This is a genomic window from Amycolatopsis sp. lyj-23, assembly GCF_046549135.1.
Classification (GTDB): Bacteria; Actinomycetota; Actinomycetes; order Mycobacteriales; family Pseudonocardiaceae; genus Amycolatopsis.
On the sequence record NZ_JAJPWN010000018.1, the window covers coordinates 185,590 to 200,942 of the forward strand.

The 15,353-nt window shown below is 71.9% G+C and carries 14 protein-coding genes; 7 read left to right on the forward strand and 7 right to left on the reverse strand.

Going from position 1 to position 15,353, the window contains the following annotated elements; all coding sequences use genetic code 11:
* Positions 1–22 precede the first annotated feature (22 nt).
* Complete coding sequence (locus ACLJPY_RS38000; RefSeq protein ID WP_410595831.1) at positions 23–580, reverse strand: hypothetical protein; 558 nt, start codon at positions 578–580, stop codon at positions 23–25.
* Between the two features lie 63 nt (positions 581–643).
* Between ACLJPY_RS38000 and ACLJPY_RS38005 the strand changes: the two genes are divergently transcribed.
* Positions 644–1,609: a Gfo/Idh/MocA family protein gene (locus ACLJPY_RS38005; protein ID WP_410595832.1), complete on the forward strand. Its 966-nt coding sequence runs from the start codon at positions 644–646 to the stop codon at positions 1,607–1,609.
* 60 nt (positions 1,610–1,669) lie between these two features.
* Positions 1,670–3,493, forward strand: a complete 1,824-nt coding sequence (locus ACLJPY_RS38010; RefSeq protein ID WP_410595833.1) for a DUF2339 domain-containing protein — start codon at positions 1,670–1,672, stop codon at positions 3,491–3,493.
* Positions 3,494–3,638: 145 nt separating this feature from the next.
* On the opposite strand, the gene ACLJPY_RS38015 is transcribed toward ACLJPY_RS38010, so the two are convergent.
* A protein-coding gene (locus tag ACLJPY_RS38015) for an IS5 family transposase (RefSeq protein ID WP_410595834.1) occupies positions 3,639–4,471 on the reverse strand; the annotation gives its coding sequence in 2 pieces (ribosomal slippage) (positions 3,639–4,135 and positions 4,135–4,471; 834 coding nt in all).
* 43 nt (positions 4,472–4,514) lie between these two features.
* Here ACLJPY_RS38015 and ACLJPY_RS38020 point away from each other — a divergent pair.
* Together ACLJPY_RS38020 and ACLJPY_RS38025 are read left to right on the forward strand one after the other, a co-directional pair.
* Entirely contained in the window at positions 4,515–4,847 is a 333-nt protein-coding gene (locus ACLJPY_RS38020) for a pyridoxamine 5'-phosphate oxidase family protein (RefSeq protein ID WP_410595835.1), read from the forward strand.
* 88 nt (positions 4,848–4,935) lie between these two features.
* A complete protein-coding gene (locus ACLJPY_RS38025; protein ID WP_410595836.1) occupies positions 4,936–5,424 on the forward strand; it encodes a DUF6328 family protein in 489 nt (162 codons plus the stop codon).
* Here the strand turns inward: ACLJPY_RS38025 and ACLJPY_RS38030 are convergent.
* Positions 5,400–5,792: a VOC family protein gene (locus ACLJPY_RS38030; protein ID WP_410595837.1), complete on the reverse strand. Its 393-nt coding sequence runs from the start codon at positions 5,790–5,792 to the stop codon at positions 5,400–5,402. The two genes, ACLJPY_RS38025 and ACLJPY_RS38030, sit on opposite strands and share 25 nt — an antisense overlap.
* Positions 5,793–5,871: 79 nt before the next feature.
* Between ACLJPY_RS38030 and ACLJPY_RS38035 the strand changes: the two genes are divergently transcribed.
* Positions 5,872–7,689: a LamG-like jellyroll fold domain-containing protein gene (locus ACLJPY_RS38035; RefSeq protein ID WP_410595838.1), complete on the forward strand. Its 1,818-nt coding sequence runs from the start codon at positions 5,872–5,874 to the stop codon at positions 7,687–7,689.
* Between the two features lie 112 nt (positions 7,690–7,801).
* Positions 7,802–10,051 (forward strand): RNA polymerase recycling motor ATPase HelR, encoded by a 2,250-nt coding sequence (gene helR, locus ACLJPY_RS38040; protein ID WP_410595839.1) that lies wholly within the window; start codon positions 7,802–7,804, stop codon positions 10,049–10,051.
* A gap of 45 nt (positions 10,052–10,096) precedes the next feature.
* On the opposite strand, the gene ACLJPY_RS38045 is transcribed toward helR, so the two are convergent.
* A complete protein-coding gene (locus tag ACLJPY_RS38045) occupies positions 10,097–10,573 on the reverse strand; it encodes an Lrp/AsnC family transcriptional regulator (protein ID WP_410563482.1) in 477 nt (158 codons plus the stop codon).
* A 263-nt stretch (positions 10,574–10,836) separates the two neighbouring features.
* Here ACLJPY_RS38045 and ACLJPY_RS38050 point away from each other — a divergent pair, with 263 nt between their 5' ends.
* Complete coding sequence (locus ACLJPY_RS38050) at positions 10,837–12,384, forward strand: APC family permease (RefSeq protein ID WP_410595840.1); 1,548 nt, start codon at positions 10,837–10,839, stop codon at positions 12,382–12,384.
* Here the strand turns inward: ACLJPY_RS38050 and lysA are convergent.
* The 3 genes from lysA to ACLJPY_RS38065 all read right to left on the reverse strand — a co-directional run bounded on the left by lysA (position 12,362) and on the right by ACLJPY_RS38065 (position 15,286).
* Positions 12,362–13,705: a diaminopimelate decarboxylase gene (lysA, locus tag ACLJPY_RS38055; RefSeq protein WP_410595841.1), complete on the reverse strand. Its 1,344-nt coding sequence runs from the start codon at positions 13,703–13,705 to the stop codon at positions 12,362–12,364. The two genes, ACLJPY_RS38050 and lysA, sit on opposite strands and share 23 nt — an antisense overlap.
* 106 nt (positions 13,706–13,811) lie before the next feature.
* Positions 13,812–14,747 (reverse strand): dihydrodipicolinate synthase family protein, encoded by a 936-nt coding sequence (locus ACLJPY_RS38060; protein ID WP_410595842.1) that lies wholly within the window; start codon positions 14,745–14,747, stop codon positions 13,812–13,814.
* A complete protein-coding gene (locus ACLJPY_RS38065; RefSeq protein WP_410595843.1) occupies positions 14,744–15,286 on the reverse strand; it encodes a GntR family transcriptional regulator in 543 nt (180 codons plus the stop codon). The genes ACLJPY_RS38060 and ACLJPY_RS38065 overlap by 4 nt, the downstream gene beginning before the upstream one ends.
* Between the last annotated feature and the right edge of the window lie 67 nt (positions 15,287–15,353).

The window sequence follows — 15,353 nt, forward strand, 5'->3', positions numbered from 1 at the left end:
TGTCGGTCACGCCCAGCCGGGCTCACTTGTTCCAGACGATGACCTGCGTGCGGACGGTGTTGCCCGTCGAGGTGACGTCCAGGCGGAAGATCCGCCCTTCGGCGGTGCGCCCGCAGATGTGGTTGTCCTTCGTGAAGCGGGTCTGGTTGAAGCCGTCGGCGTCGACCGCCGACGCGCAGTCGGCTTTGCCGGGCGAGCCGCCCTTCTTCCAGGAGGCCAGCTGGGCTTTGCCGTCGACGTAGAACAGGTCGCCGAGGGCCTGGGTGTACTCGCCGTCGGTGTAGTTCGGGGGATTGAGGTCGAGGTTGAACTTGCCCCACTCGAGTTCGCCCGACCAGTAGACGGCCGGGTCCGCGTTCACCGGCACCGCACCCGTCGTGCCGGTGCCGGCCGGCGGGGCGGCTCCGGGCGCCGTCACGGTGACCGTCGCCGGCGCGACCGGCCGGGCGTCCGGAGCGCTGCTCCGGCCGATGAAGAAACCGGCGCCGGTGAGCGCGGTGACCAGTGCCGCGATCGCGGTGATCCACTTGTGGCCGAGTTCGCCCCAGCCGGACTTCTTCGGCTGGCCTTCGTAACTCATCGTGTCCCCCTCGACGTGATCGCGGCAACACTTTACGGGTCCCGCTCGGCATAGGGTGCGGATATGACGAACAAGCCCCTGCGCTGGGGAATCATGGGTACCGGCAGCATTGCCGGCGCCTTCGCCCAGGACCTGAAGCTCACCGGGTCCGGAGTGGTCGCCGCGGTCGGGTCGCGCAGCGAGGCCAGTGCCGGGCGGTTCGCCGACGAACACCGGATCGGAACGCGCCACAGCAGCTACGAGGCCCTCGCGCACGATCCGGACGTCGACGTCGTCTACATCGCCACCCCGCACCCGATGCACCACGCCAACGCCCGGCTCGCGCTCGAGGCCGGGAAGCCCGTGCTCGTCGAGAAGCCGTTCACGATGAACGCCGGCGAAGCTCGCGAGCTCGTCGAGCTCGCGCGGAGCAAGGGCCTCTTCCTCATGGAAGCCATGTGGACGCGCTTCCTGCCGCACATCCGGCACGTCCGCGAGCTCCTGCCGCAGCTCGGGACGGTCGTCACCGTCACAGCCGACCACGGGCAGTGGTTCGCCGAAGACCCCGCCTTCCGGCTCTTCGCTCCCGAGCTCGGCGGCGGTGCCCTGCTCGACCTGGGGATCTACCCCGTCTCGTTCGCTTCGATGGTGCTCGGACGGCCGGAGCGCGTGGCCGCCGTGGCCACGCCCGCCTTCACCGGGGTCGACGCGCAGACGTCGATGCTGTTCGGCTACGCCGGCGGCGCGCAAGCCGTCCTGACCTGCACCTTGAGCGCGGTTTCGCCGACCACCGCGGTGATCGTCGGCACCGACGCGCGGATCGAGATCGACGGCCCCTTCTACGCTCCCGCCTCCTTCACCTTCGTCCCGCGCGAAGGCGAGCGAAGCCGCTTCGACTACGTCGACGAGGGCCGTGGCCTGCGACACCAGGCCGACGAGGTGGCCCTCCGGCTGGCCGCCGGGGACACCGAGAGCCCGCTCATGCCGCTGGACGAGACCGTCTCGATCATGACCACCATGGACGAGGTGCTCGCCGCGACCAGGACGTGACCCCGGATTGAGTAGTGCTACGGATCCGCAGGTGGACGCCGGTGCGTGACCCTGTCCGGTATGACCACCGATGCAGATGTGCTCCTCCGGCTCGCCGGCGAGATCGACGACCTGGGGCGTCGTCTCGCCCTGGTGGGCTCCGAACTGCGGACCGTCCGGGACGGGCAGCCGGAGCAAGCCGAGCAGGCTGAGCAGGCTGAGCAGACCCAGCGGCCCGAACAGCCGGCACCGCCGCCGCCGCCCCGCCCGGCGCCGCCTGAGCCGGTCCCGTGGCCGCAGTACCAGTGGCAGCCACCGCCGCCGCCGTACGTCCCGACGCAGCCGTTCCCGCCGGCGCCCCACCCGCCCGTTCCGCGGCAGACGCTGGGCGAAAAGCTCGGCAAGGAAGGCGCCGGCAGCCGCGTGCTCGCCTGGGTCGGCGGGGCCGTGACGCTGCTCGGCGTCGTCCTGCTGCTCGTGCTGGCCGTGCAGCGGGGCTGGCTGGGGCCGGTGCCGCGGGTGCTCGTCGGCGCCGGGTTCGGGCTGGCGCTCACCGGCACCGGCGTGTGGCTGCACCGCAAGCCCGCCGGCCGCACCGGGGCGTTCGCGCTGGCCGCCACCGGCATCGCGACGCTCTACCTGGACGTCGTCGCCGCGACGTCGCTGTACGAGTTCCTGCCGGTGCTCGCCGGGCTCGCGGCCGGGCTGGCGGTCGCCGTCGGCGGGCTGCTCGTGGCCGTGCGCTGGGACTCGCCGCTGCTGGCCGCCGCCGTCGTCGTCGGCTGTGTCGTGTGCGCGCCGATGATCGTCGGCGGGTTCACCCCCGAACTCGTCACCTTTCTGTTGATGGTCCAGCTCGCGACGGTGCCGGTGCAGCTGCGCCGCGACTGGTCGTCGCTGACGCTCGCCGCCGGTGTCCCGCCGCTGCTCGCCTCGGTGATCAGCACGGCGTGGCTCGCCGCGGGCGGCAGCTGGGCCAACACCGCCGCGGCCGGCGGCGCCGGGCTCGTCGGTGTCGCGCTCGCGCTGATCGTGCTGCGCCGCCGCGAGAACGACCCCGCGGCGCTCTCGCTGCTGGCGACCGCGGTGCTGCCGACGCTGATCGCGGCGGTGCTGCTGCCGAAGGGGCAGGCGGTGCCGATCACGGCGGGCGCCGGGGCCGTGCTGCTCGCCGTCTGGGCGGGGCGCCGCTGGTGGCCCGGGTTCGCCGGGCAGGTGGCCGGGCTGGCCGGCCTGCTGGCGGTCCTGCAGGCGACGGTCACCCAGTTCGACGGCCCGGCACGTTCCGGCGTGCTGCTCGGCGAGGCACTGCTGCTCGTCGCGGCCGCGGTGGGCGGCCGCAGCCGGGGCGCGCTCGCCGCCGCGCTCGGGTTCGCGTCGATCGGCGGCCTGCTCGGCGTGGTCTTCGACGTCACGCCCGCGCTGCTGATCGTGCCGCGCAGCCACCCGGTCGCGGAGCTCGCCGGGGCGCTCGCGGTCGCCGCCCTGATCCTCGCCGTCTCGGTCGCCCTGCCGTGGGCCGCGGCGCGCCTGGCCGTGTTCCGCGGACCGGCCGACGACCTGCCGATCTGGCTGCTCGCCGGTGCTTCGGCGCTCTACGGCGCCGCCGGGGTCGTGCTGTGCGGCGCGCTGCTCGCCGCGCCCGGCCGGACGGGGTTCCTGCTGGGCCACGCGCTGATCACGGTGTCCTGGACGGTCGCGGCGCTCGTGCTGCTCCTGCGCGGCATCGACGTCGTCGCGCTGCGGGTGACCGGGCTGATCCTGGTCGGGGCCGCGGTGCTCAAGCTGGTCCTGTTCGACCTGTCGGCGCTGGACGGGCTGGCCAGGGTCGGCGCGTTCCTCGGCGCCGGCCTGGTGCTGCTGGCGGCGGGAACGCGGTACGCGCGGCGGGTCGCGGCGCGTTAGCCGGGAAGAAACTGTCGGTGCCCCGTGGTTACCTGGGTCACGAAACCCGACGACCAGGGGGTACCGACATGGCCACACCGAAGCTCGCCGACCGGGCAGGCGAATCGATCGCCTGGCTGACCACCGTCACGCCTAAGACCGCATCTCATTTGGGGTTGTTGTGGGCTAGAAGATCCAGCTTGATCGCCCGGCGGTAGCAGATCATCGCGCAGGCCAGCTGGGCGAAGCTGAGGAAGTGGGCGGCCTTGCGTTCGTAGCGGCGTGCCAGCCGGCGGAACCGGGAAACCCACTCCAAGGTCCGCTCGATGACGTACCGGTAACGTCCCAGCCGCTTGGCCGACTCGATACCCCGGCGGGCGATCCGGGCCACGATGCCCCGCGCACGCAGCACCTTCCAGCAGGCCGGATAGTCGTAGCCCTTGTCCGCGTGCAGCTTGTGCGGCCGGCGCCGCGGCCGTCCGAGCGGCCCGGCGACCGGTGCGACCGCATCGACCACCGCCTCGAAACTCAGGTGGTCGTTGCGGTTGGCCGCGGAGATGACCACCGCCAAGGGGAGGCCATCACGCTCGCTCATCGCGTGGATCTTCGAGCCCGGCTTGCCCCGGTCAACCGGGCTGGGGCCGGTCAGATCCCCCCTTTTACCGCCCTGACCTGCATGGCGTCCACCGACGCCGGGGACCAGTCGATCGCTCCGGCAGAACCGAGCAGGTCCAGCACCTGCTGGTGCAGCCGGGCGAACACCTCCGCCTCGACCCACTCGCTGAACCGGCGATGCGCGGTCGCGGCACTGACCCCGAACGAGGCCGGCAGCGCTGACCAGGCACAACCGGTCTGCAGCACGTACAAGATCGCGGCCAGCACCGCCCGGTCATCCAGCCGGCGCCGGCCTCCGCCCTGGTGGCGTTGCGGCGCATCGGGCAACAGCGGGTACGCCAGCAGCCACAACGGCTCCGGGCACCACTTCTCCACATCGGTCATCGCTGATCAAGATATCGCCCACCCAGCAACACAACCAAATGAGATGCGGTCTAAGGGGCGGCCCGCGCCCCGGCCCGTGTGGTTCGTCCTCGACGGCGAAGACATCGTGCTGTTCAGCGAGCCGGGCACCGCGAAGCTCCGGCACATCGAGGCCCACCCCGACGTGAGCTTCCACTTCAACAGCGACGACCACGGCGGCTCGATCCTCGTCGTGACCGGGAAAGCGCACGTGGAGGCGGGAAAGGCGTCCGAGGCACCCGGCTACCTCGACAAGTACGGCGCGCACTACGCGGCGCTCGGCCTGACCGCGGACGGGTTCGACGCCAAGTACTCCGTCCGCATCCGCGTGGTGCCCGAGCGCTCCTGGGGGTTCTGAACCAGTCCACATCGGACGGTGAGGCACCGGGTGTTCGTCGGAAAGTCACGGATTTCCCGACGTGTGGACACCCGGGTGTCCGGATATCGTGCAGTGCGTGCCCGAACACACCGGCGAAACCCGCAACGAGAAGCTGCAGCGCAACCTCGGCGAGCTGCTTCAGGAACTGCGGGTCGCCCAGGCCGGGGTGCAGATCCTCTTCGGCTTCCTGCTGTCGGTCGTGTTCACCGACCGGTTCCACGACGCCAGCGGGTTCGAAAAGGCGCTGCACCTGTCCGCGGTCACGCTCGCCGTGGCGGCCACGGCGCTGCTGACCGCGCCCGCGGCGTGGCACCGGCTGCTGTTCCGCACCGGCAGCCGCGAGCGGATCCTGACGGTCGGCAACCGGCTGGTGCTGGTCGGGCTGGTCTGCCTGGCCCTGGCGATCACGTCCACGGTCGCGCTGATCGCCAAGGTGGTCTACGGCGGGGTCGCCATGGTGATCATGGCCGCGCTGTGCTTGCTGATCTTCGGGATCCTGTGGTTCGTGATGCCGTTCCAGGTACACCGGAATCAGCCGACCGGGCCGCCCAAGTAGCGCGTGTCCTCCTGGACGAAGCAGAGCGGGTTGCCGAACGGGTCGTCGGCGTAGAAGGAGCGTTCGCCCCAGAACTGCGTTTCGATGGCGTCGTCGCACCAGCGCGGGCCGGCGGCGCGCACCCGCTCGAACGTCTCCTCGACGTCGTCGACCGCCAGGTAGACGATCCGCGGGTCCCGCTGCGGCCGCGGCTCCCGGTGTCCGAGCGGCGCCTTGACGCAGGCCAGCACCACGCCGCCGCAGGTGAAGTAGTGCCGGTTGACCGCGATGCGCTCACCGGCGTCGCCGAAGACGGCGGCGTAGAAGGCGACGGCGACCTCGATGTCGTCGACGGGCTGGATCAACCGGAACACCCGTGCGCCGCTCATGCGGGCACAGTACCGCTGTTCATCCCGTGTTCGGCAGCAGTTGCCGGGGTGGTCGGAAGCCGCCCGTAGCTTCCCGCCCGTGACTGACACTTCTCGCCGGACCTTCCTCCTCGGCGCCCCGGCGGTCGCCGCCGCGGCGACCCTGCCGAACGTCCTCGGCGCCCCGGCCGCCGAAGCCACCGGCCGGCACCGCCCGGACACCGAAGATCCGCGCTTCACGCTCGTGGTCATGCCGGACACGCAGTACCTGTTCGACGAGGACCGCGGGGACGCGGCCCCGCTCGACGCCTCGCTGCGCTATGTCCTCGACGAAGCCGACGACAACGTTGTCTTCCTCGCTCACCTCGGCGATCTCACCCAGAACGGCCGGGTGGACGAGTTCTCCCGCATCAGCCGGTCGTTCCAGGCGCTCGACCGCCGCCGGTTCCCGTACAGCACCCTCGCGGGCAACCACGACATCGACGGCTCGAAGGACGACCAGCGCGGCCCGTCGCCGTACCTCGACGCCTTCGGCCCGCAGCGCCAGCGCAACTCGCCGACGTTCCGCGGCGCGTCCAAGGACGGCTACAACACCTTCCACATCTTCCGCGGCGGCGGTCGCGAGTGGCTGCTGCTCGCCCTCGACTGGCGGCCATCGGCGGGCGGGTTGAACTGGGCGAAGCAGGTCCTCGCGCAGCACCCGACGCTGCCGGCCATCCTGACCGTCCACGAGCTGGTCTGGGCCGACGACGACCACCAGGCCCAGTTCTCGACGTTCGGCGAGCACGTCTGGCAGGAGCTCGTCCAGGGCAACGACCAGATCTTCCTCACGCTCAACGGCCACTACTGGCCGACCGGGCGCACCGTGCGGAAGAACGCCGCCGGGCACGACGTGCACGTCCACCTCGCCAACTACCAGGACCGCTACTACGGCGGCAGCGCGATGGTGCGGCTCTACCAGTTCGACCTGGCCCGTGGCGTGATCGACGTCCGGACGTTCTCGCCGTGGCTCGCCGCGCAGGACCACCTGAGCGAGATGCAGCAGGTCGAGGTCGAGCGCAGCGGCGCGGCCGACTACTTCAGCCTGGAGATCGACTTCGCCGAGCGCTTCCAGGGCTTCGCGCCGGTGCCGGTCCCGCCCGGACGGCCGGCGAAGCAGCTCCTGATCCCCGGAACCGTCGCGTATTGGCGGTTCGAGGGCGGCCAGGACGGCAAGGTGGTGCCGGACGACGTCGTCGTGCGCGACCAGACCGGCCGCGGCAACGACCTCAGGCGCGTCACCGCGCCCGGGAGCGGTCCGGACGCGCTGAAGTACTCGAGCGAGTTCTCGCCGCGGCAGCCGTCGCGGGCGAGCCTGCGGTTCGACGGCGGGCGCGATCCGAGCCGGGGTGCCTACCTGCGCACGGTCGACGCGGCGCCGATCAACAAGCTGACCTTCGAGCGTGGCTACACCGTCGAAGCGTTCTTCCGGCTGCCCGCGAACTTCAAGGACGGCCACCACGGCTGGTGCGGGCTGTTCGCCCGGCAGGGCAGCGGCGCGGCCGCGGGCAAGACCGGCGACGACCCGCAGGAATCGGCGGCCACGTTGTCCCTTTCGGACAGTGGCGAGCTGCAGTGGGCGGTGTACCCGCTGAACCAGAACCGGACGTCGACGAACTGGGGGCACGAGCTGGCGGTGGAGAAGTGGTGGCACGTCGCCGTGGTCAACGACGGACGGCGCACGACGGTGTTCGTCGACGGCTGCCCGGTGGTCCGCAACCCGGCCACGCCCGCCGTCGGGCTCGCCGACCCGGGCGGCCCGTGGCTGGTCGGGGCGTCGTCCTACGGGGGCAAGGTCGACCGCAGTTTCGCGGGGCTGCTGGGTGACGTGCGGGTGGTCGACCGGCCGCTGAACCCGCGTGAATTCATGCTGGGCTGACACTCCACAGCGGGCCCTTGACAGCGGGTGGACAATAAAAAATCGGCGTGCTCTTCAAAACACCAGAAGAACTCGCCGAACCTGTTATCAGTCTAACCGCTGTGAGGGGATCTTGTCAAACCAGGGGTACGACGAGGAATTGCGGGAAGAACGGGCCTACGTCGCCGCGCTGTACGAGCGGCTCGACCGCGAACGCGCGGCGGCGCAGGCCCGGTACCACGGCGCCCTCGGGCAAACCGAGGTGACGCCGGGGGAACGGGAGACCGACGTCCGGTGCCGGTCGCGGGAGGCGGCCCGGCTGGACGTCGCCGACAACGGCCTTTGTTTCGGCCGGTTGGACGCCCTTTCGGGCGAAACCAGCTACATCGGCCGGGTCGGGCTGTTCGACGCGGAAAACGACTACGAACCGTTCCTGCTGGATTGGCGGGCGCCGGCGGCGCGGCCGTTCTACGTCGCCACGGCGGCGCGGCCGGAAAACATGCGCCGCCGCCGTCAGTTCCACACGATGGGCCGCCGCGTCCTCGATTTCACCGATGAGGTGCTCGGCCGCCCGGGCTCGGAAGACTTCGGGGGGTCTGGGGGGTCGTCCCCCCTGCGATGTCTCAGCGACCGCGGGGACGCGGCGCTGCTCGCGGCCGTCAACGCGCCCCGCGGCGAGGGCATGCGGGACATCGTCGCGACGATCCAGGCCGAGCAGGACGAGATCATCCGCCTCGACCACCCGGGCGTGCTGGTCGTCGAAGGCGGCCCCGGCACCGGGAAGACGGCCGTCGCCCTGCACCGGGTGGCGTACCTGCTCTACACCCGGCGGGAGCGGCTGTCGCGCAGCGGCGTGCTCGTGGTCGGGCCGAGCCCGCTGTTCCTCGACCACATCGGCCGCGTGCTGCCGTCGCTCGGCGAGTCGGACGTCGTCTTCACGACCACCGGCGGGCTCTTCCCCGGCCTGCGCACCACCGCCGAGGACGCGCCGGAGGTGGCGCGGTGCAAGGGATCGCTGCAGATCCTGGACGTGCTGGCCGCGGCGGTCGCCGACCGGCAGCAGGTGCCGGAAGAGCCGGTGCCGGTCGAGCTGTCCGACGTCACCGTGCCCCTCGACGCCGGGCTCGCGGCCGAGGCCCGGCTCGAAGCGCGCCGGACCTCGTTGCCGCACAACGAGGCTCGTGCGGTCTTCCGCGAGCGTGTCCTGGCCCTGCTCGCCGAGCGCGCGGCGGCGAAGATCGGCGAGGGCTGGCTGACCGCGGAAGACCGCGGGGCGTGGGCCGGCCTCCGCGACGACGTCCTGGCCGAGCTGCGGGAGCACGAAGAGCTCGAAGCCGCGCTCGAGGGACTGTGGCCGTACCTGACGCCGGAGACGCTGCTCGCGCCGCTGTACTCGTCGCCGCGCCGGCTCGAGGCCGCCGGGGCCGATCCGGCGTTGTTCCGCGCGGACGGCGCGGCGTGGACCGTGTCCGACGTGCCGTTGCTCGACGAACTGGCCGACCTGCTCGGCCGGGACGACACGGCCGAACGCGCCGCCGCGCGCCGGCGGGCGGAAGCGGAAGCCGAGTACGCCTCCGGGGTCATGGAACTGCTGAAACTGGACGCCGAGGAGCTCGACGAGGACGTCCAGCTCCTCGCCGAGGACCTGCTCGGCGCCGAAGACCTGGCCGAGCGGTTCACCGAACGCGACCCGCGCGACCTCGCCGAGCGGGCGGCCGCCGACCGGGACTGGACGTACGGGCACGTCGTCGTCGACGAGGCCCAGGAACTGTCCGAAATGGACTGGCGGGTGCTGGCGCGGCGGTGCCCCGGCCGGTCGTTCACGATCGTCGGCGACCTCGCCCAGCGCCGCTCCGCAGCCGGAGCGAGCGACTGGGCGACGATGCTCACGCCGTACGTCGGCGACCGCTGGCAGTACCGCGAGCTGACGGTCAACTACCGGACGCCGGCGGAGATCATGGCGATCGCCGGCGCGTTGCTGACGCAGTTCGCGCCCAGCGCGCGGCCGCCGGAATCCGTGCGCGCGTCCGGGGTCCGGCCGTGGTCCAGACGAGTGAACGGCGACGAGCTGGCGGAGGCCATCGACGACTTCGTCCGCGACGAGGCCGGTCGCGCCGGCACCAGCGTCGTCATCGGTCCGCCGGGCGTGCCGGGAACGATCCCGGCTGCGGCCGCCAAGGGACTGGAGTTCGACGCCGTGCTCGTGGTCGAGCCGGAGCGGATCCTGGCCGCGGGCCCCCGCGGCGCGGCCGAGCTCTACGTCGCGCTCACGCGCGCCACGCAGCGCCTCGGGGTGCTGCACCGGGATCCGCTCCCGGCGGCGCTGACCGGCCTCGCCGAGGCCGGGGTGCCCGCGAGGTCCGGGCACCGGCGGTTCCTGTAGCGAACGGGGGGTGGCGGGCGGTGCGCGCCCGTCATCCCCGCACCGCTAGGCCGTGAGCCGGCCCCAGGAGTAGTTCTGCTTGGCCAGCTTCAGGTACACGAACAGCTCGGTCCCGGACACCCCCGGGATCTTGCGCACCTCTTCGCCGAGCACCTCGAGCATGTGGTCGTCGTCCCGGCAGACCAGCTCGGCCAGCAGGTCGTACCGCCCGGCGCACAGCACGACGTAGTGCACGTTCGTCAGCTCAGACAGCTTGTCGGCGACGTCCCGGGGATCGACGCCGTCGACGTTGATGCCGACCATGGCCTGGCGGGTCAGATCGACGTTGACCGGGTCGGTCACCGCGACGATCTGCATCAGGTCGTCACGCAGCAGCCGCTGCACGCGCTGGCGGACCGCTCCCTCCGAAAGCCCGACCGCCTTGGCGAGTGCGGTGAACGAGGCCCGGCCGTCCTTCTGGAGCAGGTCGATCAGCGATCTGTCCGTGTTGTCCAGCGCGCGCGCACGTGTTTCGTCACCCATGCCGTCCCTCCCTGTGTTTCGGCATGTGATTTGTCAAGTGCGCAGCGTATCGAGACCAGCGGAGAAAGCGAGCCCTCCGCGACAGCTTCGCGCGATTCGACGTGCACGCCGGGCTCAGCCGAGGAATCGGTGGCCGGAGGTGAGGCTCACGAGGCTTTCCGAGGCGGTTTTGTGCGCCCGCGCACAGCGGGACGCGCGTACCGCTGTGCGGCAGGTACCGTCTGGCGGCTCTGTCGTACCGATGCCCCCAGGAGGACCCGCGCATGTCCGAGGCCGTGGCGCTCGGCGTCGCTCCCGCCGTTCCCGCGAAGGGACTGCGCGGCGGCGCGCTGGGCATGGTGTCGTCGATGGTCATCGGGATGTCGTCGACGGCCCCGGCGTACTCGATCGCGGCCACGCTCGGGCTGATCGTGCTGGCGGGGACCGGGTTCCAGGCGGCCGCGTTCGTGCTGCTCTCGTTCGTGCCGGTGCTGTTCGTCGCCTTCGCCTTCCGCGAGCTCAACACCGCGGAACCCGACTGCGGCACCAACTTCACCTGGGCGACGCGGGCGTTCGGCCCGCACGCCGGGTGGTTCACCGGCTGGGTCGTCACGGTCGCGCAGCTGCTGGTGATGAGCAGCCAGTCCGCGCTCACCGGCCGGTACACGCTGCTGCTGTTCGGCGCGTCCGGCGCGGCGGGCAACCGGTGGGTGACGACGGCGATCGGGGCCGCCTGGCTGCTGGCGCTGTGCTGGCTCTGCCACCGCGGGATCGAGGTGTCCGCGCGGGCGCAGTGGATCCTGCTGGGCGTGGAGCTGGCGGTCCTGGTGCTCTTTTCGGTCGTGGCGCTGGTCCGCGTCTTCGACGGCACGGCCGGGCCGCAGGCGTCCGTGCCGCGGCTCGACTGGCTGTGGCCGGGCGGGGTCTCCGCCGGTACTGCGGTTTCGGCGGTGCTGCTGGCCGTGTTCATCTACTGGGGCTGGGAAAGCTCGCTGTCGGTCAACGAGGAGTCCGCCGACCCGCGCCACGCGCCGGGGCGCGCCGCGGTGCTTTCGACGGTGCTGCTCGTGCTGAACTACCTGCTCGTCACGGTCGCCGCGCTGGCCTTCGCCGGGATCGGCAGCGAGGGGATCGGCCTGGGCAACGAGGCCAACTCCGAGGACGTCCTGGCCGGTCTCGGTGGCGCGGTGTTCGGGGACGGCACCACGGGCAAGGTCCTCGGCGTGCTGCTGATCGTTTCGGTGCTGACCAGCGGCGCGGCCACCAGCCAGGCGACGATCATGCCGGCGGCGCGCACGACGTTGTCGATGGCCAGCCACGGCGCTCTGCCGCGCGTCTTCGGCCGCGTGCACCCGCGGTTCCGGACGCCGACCGTCGCGACCTGGGCCTTCGGGCTGGTCTCGCTGGCCGTGTACGTCCTCTTGGCGCTGATCAGCGACAACGTCCTGGCCGACTCGGTCGACGCGGTGGGCCTGACCATCGCCATCGAGTACACGATGACCGCGCTGGCCTGCGTCTGGGTGTTCCGCCGGACGCTGTTCGCGAGCGTGCGCAACTTCGTGCTGCGCGGGCTGCTGCCGTTCGCCGGCGGCGTGTTCTTCCTGGCCGTGCTGGTGTTCGCGCTGATCGAGTACGCGCGGCCGGACGCGGGCGAGACGACGGTGTTCGGCATCGGCGGCGTCGCGGTGATCGGCGTGGTGTCGATTGTGCTCGGGGTGCCGCTGATGTTCGCCGTCCACCGCGCCTGCCGCGACTTCTTCGCCGGCCGCCGGCTGCCGCGCGGGGTCGTGCCGCGCGGCGGCGACACGATCAGCCCAGGTCACGCCGGCTGAGGTCCTCCTCGGTTTCGCGGCGCACCAGCAGCGTCGCGACGCCGCCCCGCACGCCGACCAGCGGCGGGCGGCCGACCTGGTTGTAGTTCGACGCCAGCGAGTGGTGGTACGCGCCGGTGCACGGCACGGCCAGGAGGTCACCGGCGTGCAGGTCGGCGGGCAGGTTGATGCCCTCGGCGAGGACGTCACCGGCTTCGCAGTGCCTGCCGACCACGGTCATCGGGACGCGCTGCGCCTTCGACCGGCGGCCGACCAGGCGCGTGGTGTAGCGGGCGCCGTAGAGCGACGGGCGCGCGTTGTCGCTCATGCCGCCGTCGACCGCCACGAACGTGCGGCTGCCGCGCTTGACCGCGCACACGCGGTAGACGGTGATCCCGGCGGGCCCGACGATCGCCCGGCCGGGCTCGATCGTCAAGCGGGGCACCGGGAAGCCGTGCGCCGCGCATTCGTAGGCGAGCGCCACGCGCAGGCGCCGCGAGTAGCCACCGAGGTCGAACGCGGGCTCGCCGCCGACGTACGGCACCGCGTGCCCGCCGCCGAGGTCGAGCTCCCGCAGCGTGACGCCGTGGGTGTCGCGGATCCGCACGAGGACTTCGGCCATCCGCCGGGCGGCGGCTTCGTACCGGTCGACCCGCGACACTTGCGAGCCGATGTGGCAGTGCAGCCCCTGAAGGCGCAACCCGGGTTGTTTCTTCACGGCTTCGACGGCGGCGTCGACGTTGTCGGGTACGCCGTCGAGGAGCGAGAAGCCGAACTTCTGGCCTTCGGTGCCGGTGCTGATGGCCGTGTGCGCCCCGGCGGCCACCCCGGGCGTCACCCGGATCATCACCTGCTGGGCGCCGTGGGCGAGCGCGCCCAGCTGCTCGATCTCGTCGAGCGAGTCGACCACGATCCGCCGGACGCCGTAGCCGAGCGCGGCCTTCAGGTCTTCGGGCGTCTTCGCGTTGCCGTGCAGCAGCATCCGCTCCGCGGGGAAGCCGACCGAGCGCGCGACGGCGATCTCGCCCGCGGAGCAGGTGTCGAGCGACAACCCCTCTTCGGCGACCCAGCGCAGTACGGCCCGCGTACACAGCGCCTTGCTCGCGTACGCGACTTCGACGTCCGGCAGCGCTTCGCGGTACTCGCGTGCGGTGTCGCGGACCTGCTGTTCGTCGAGGAGGTAGGACGGCGTCCCGAAGCGGGCGGCGAGGTGGCTGACGGGCGCGCCGGCGAAGAGGAGTTCGCCGTCTTCGCCGAGTCGGGTGCTTCGCGGCCAGACTCCTGGCTCGAGGTGATCGGCGGCTTCCCAGCCGAGGCTGGGAAGAAGCTCGCTGAGCGTCACGGGTGCCTCCGGGCATCACGGCGGATCGGACTGCCGCCAGAACACCCCTGCTCGCCCGCCCGGAGGTCGCCTGTGAACGCCGTCCTGACGCCTTCGGTATGTCCGCTTACTCCTTATTAACGCGCGAGTAACTTGCGTCACCGCCGGCCCAGGCCGCCAGCAGCGTGGCGAGTTGTTCGTCTTCGGTGGCCGTGAGCAGCCGGCTCGGCGGCCGGACGTCGGGGCGGCACAGGCCGAGCCGGCCGAGCGCGGCCTTGACCACGCTGACGTTGTTGGCGTTCCCGTCCGCCGCCCGGAGCTCCTCGAACGGCCGGATCTTCTCCCAGACGGTCATCGCCGCCGGGTAGTCCCCTGTGGACAGTGCGCGGAACATCGCCAGCGAGATCGCCGGGTCGACGTTCACCAGCCCGGACGTGAAGCCGGTGGCACCGACGGCGAAGTAGCCGGGCGCCGAGAGCTCCGCCAGTCCGGCGATCCAGACGAACCGGTCGAAGCCCGCGTCGCGGGCGACCGAGCCGAACCGCACCGGGTCCGGCACCGCGTACTTGACGCCGATGACGTTCGGCGCCGCTTCCCCGAGCGCGCGCAGCTGCTCGCCGGTGATCGCCGGGTTGCGGACGTAGAGCACGACGCCGAGTTCCGGCACCTCGGCGGCGATCGCGGCGTGGTAGTCGACCCAGCCGTCGCCGGAGACGTACGGGTGCACCGGCTGGTGGATCATGATCATGTCGGCACCGGCCTCCCGCGCGTGCCCGGCGGCCCGCCTCGCCGACGCGACGTCGTGCCCGACGCCGGCGAGCACGCTCGCCCGGCCGGCGGCGGCCTCGACCGTGACCTCCAGGCACCGGCGTGCTTCGCCCGCGTCGAGCGCGTAGAACTCGCCCGTGTTGCCGTTCGGCGTCACGACCTCGATGCCGCCGGTGATCAGCCGGTCCACCAGCTTCGCGTACGTCTGGGTGTCGACGGCGCCCTCGGCGTCGAACGGCGTGACGGGGATGGCCACCACCCCGGAAAGCCGCCGCCTCTGCTCCTCGAACGTCATCGGGCCCCCTTCGGATCGCCGGTATCGGTCGTGCGTTCGCCGGGCAGCCCGAAGGCGACCCGGTCGAGGAAATCGGTGATGTGCTTGCGCAGCAGGTGTTCGGCCTGCCGGGCGTTGCCGCTCTCGGCGGCGTTCAGGATCGCCCGGTGTTCGGCGGCTTCGCCCGGCCAGGTGGGGCTGATGCCCCAGCCGGTGACGGTGATGAGCGCGGCCTGGTCGCGCAGCCCGTCCAGGACCTCGACCAGCAGCGGGTTGCCGCACCCGGCGTAGAGCGCGCGGTGGAACAGCCGGTTGGCCAGGCTGGCCTTCGCGCGGTCGGTCGCCGCCGTGCCGGTCTCGACGGCGGCCAGCACCTGCCGCGCTGCTGCGAAGTCCACGCCCCGCTCGACCGCACGCCGGACGGCTTCGGGTTCGAGCAGCGCGCGCAGGTCGTACACCGCGGACGCGCTCTCGGCGTCCATGACCCGGACCGCGGCCCCCTTGTACGTGCTCATCGTGACCAAACCGGAACCGGCGAGGATCCGCAGTGCCTCGCGCACCGGCGTCTTCGAGACCCCGAGCAGCGCGCCGACCGCGGCGGCGGCCTCCGGGCCGACGAAGTGCTCG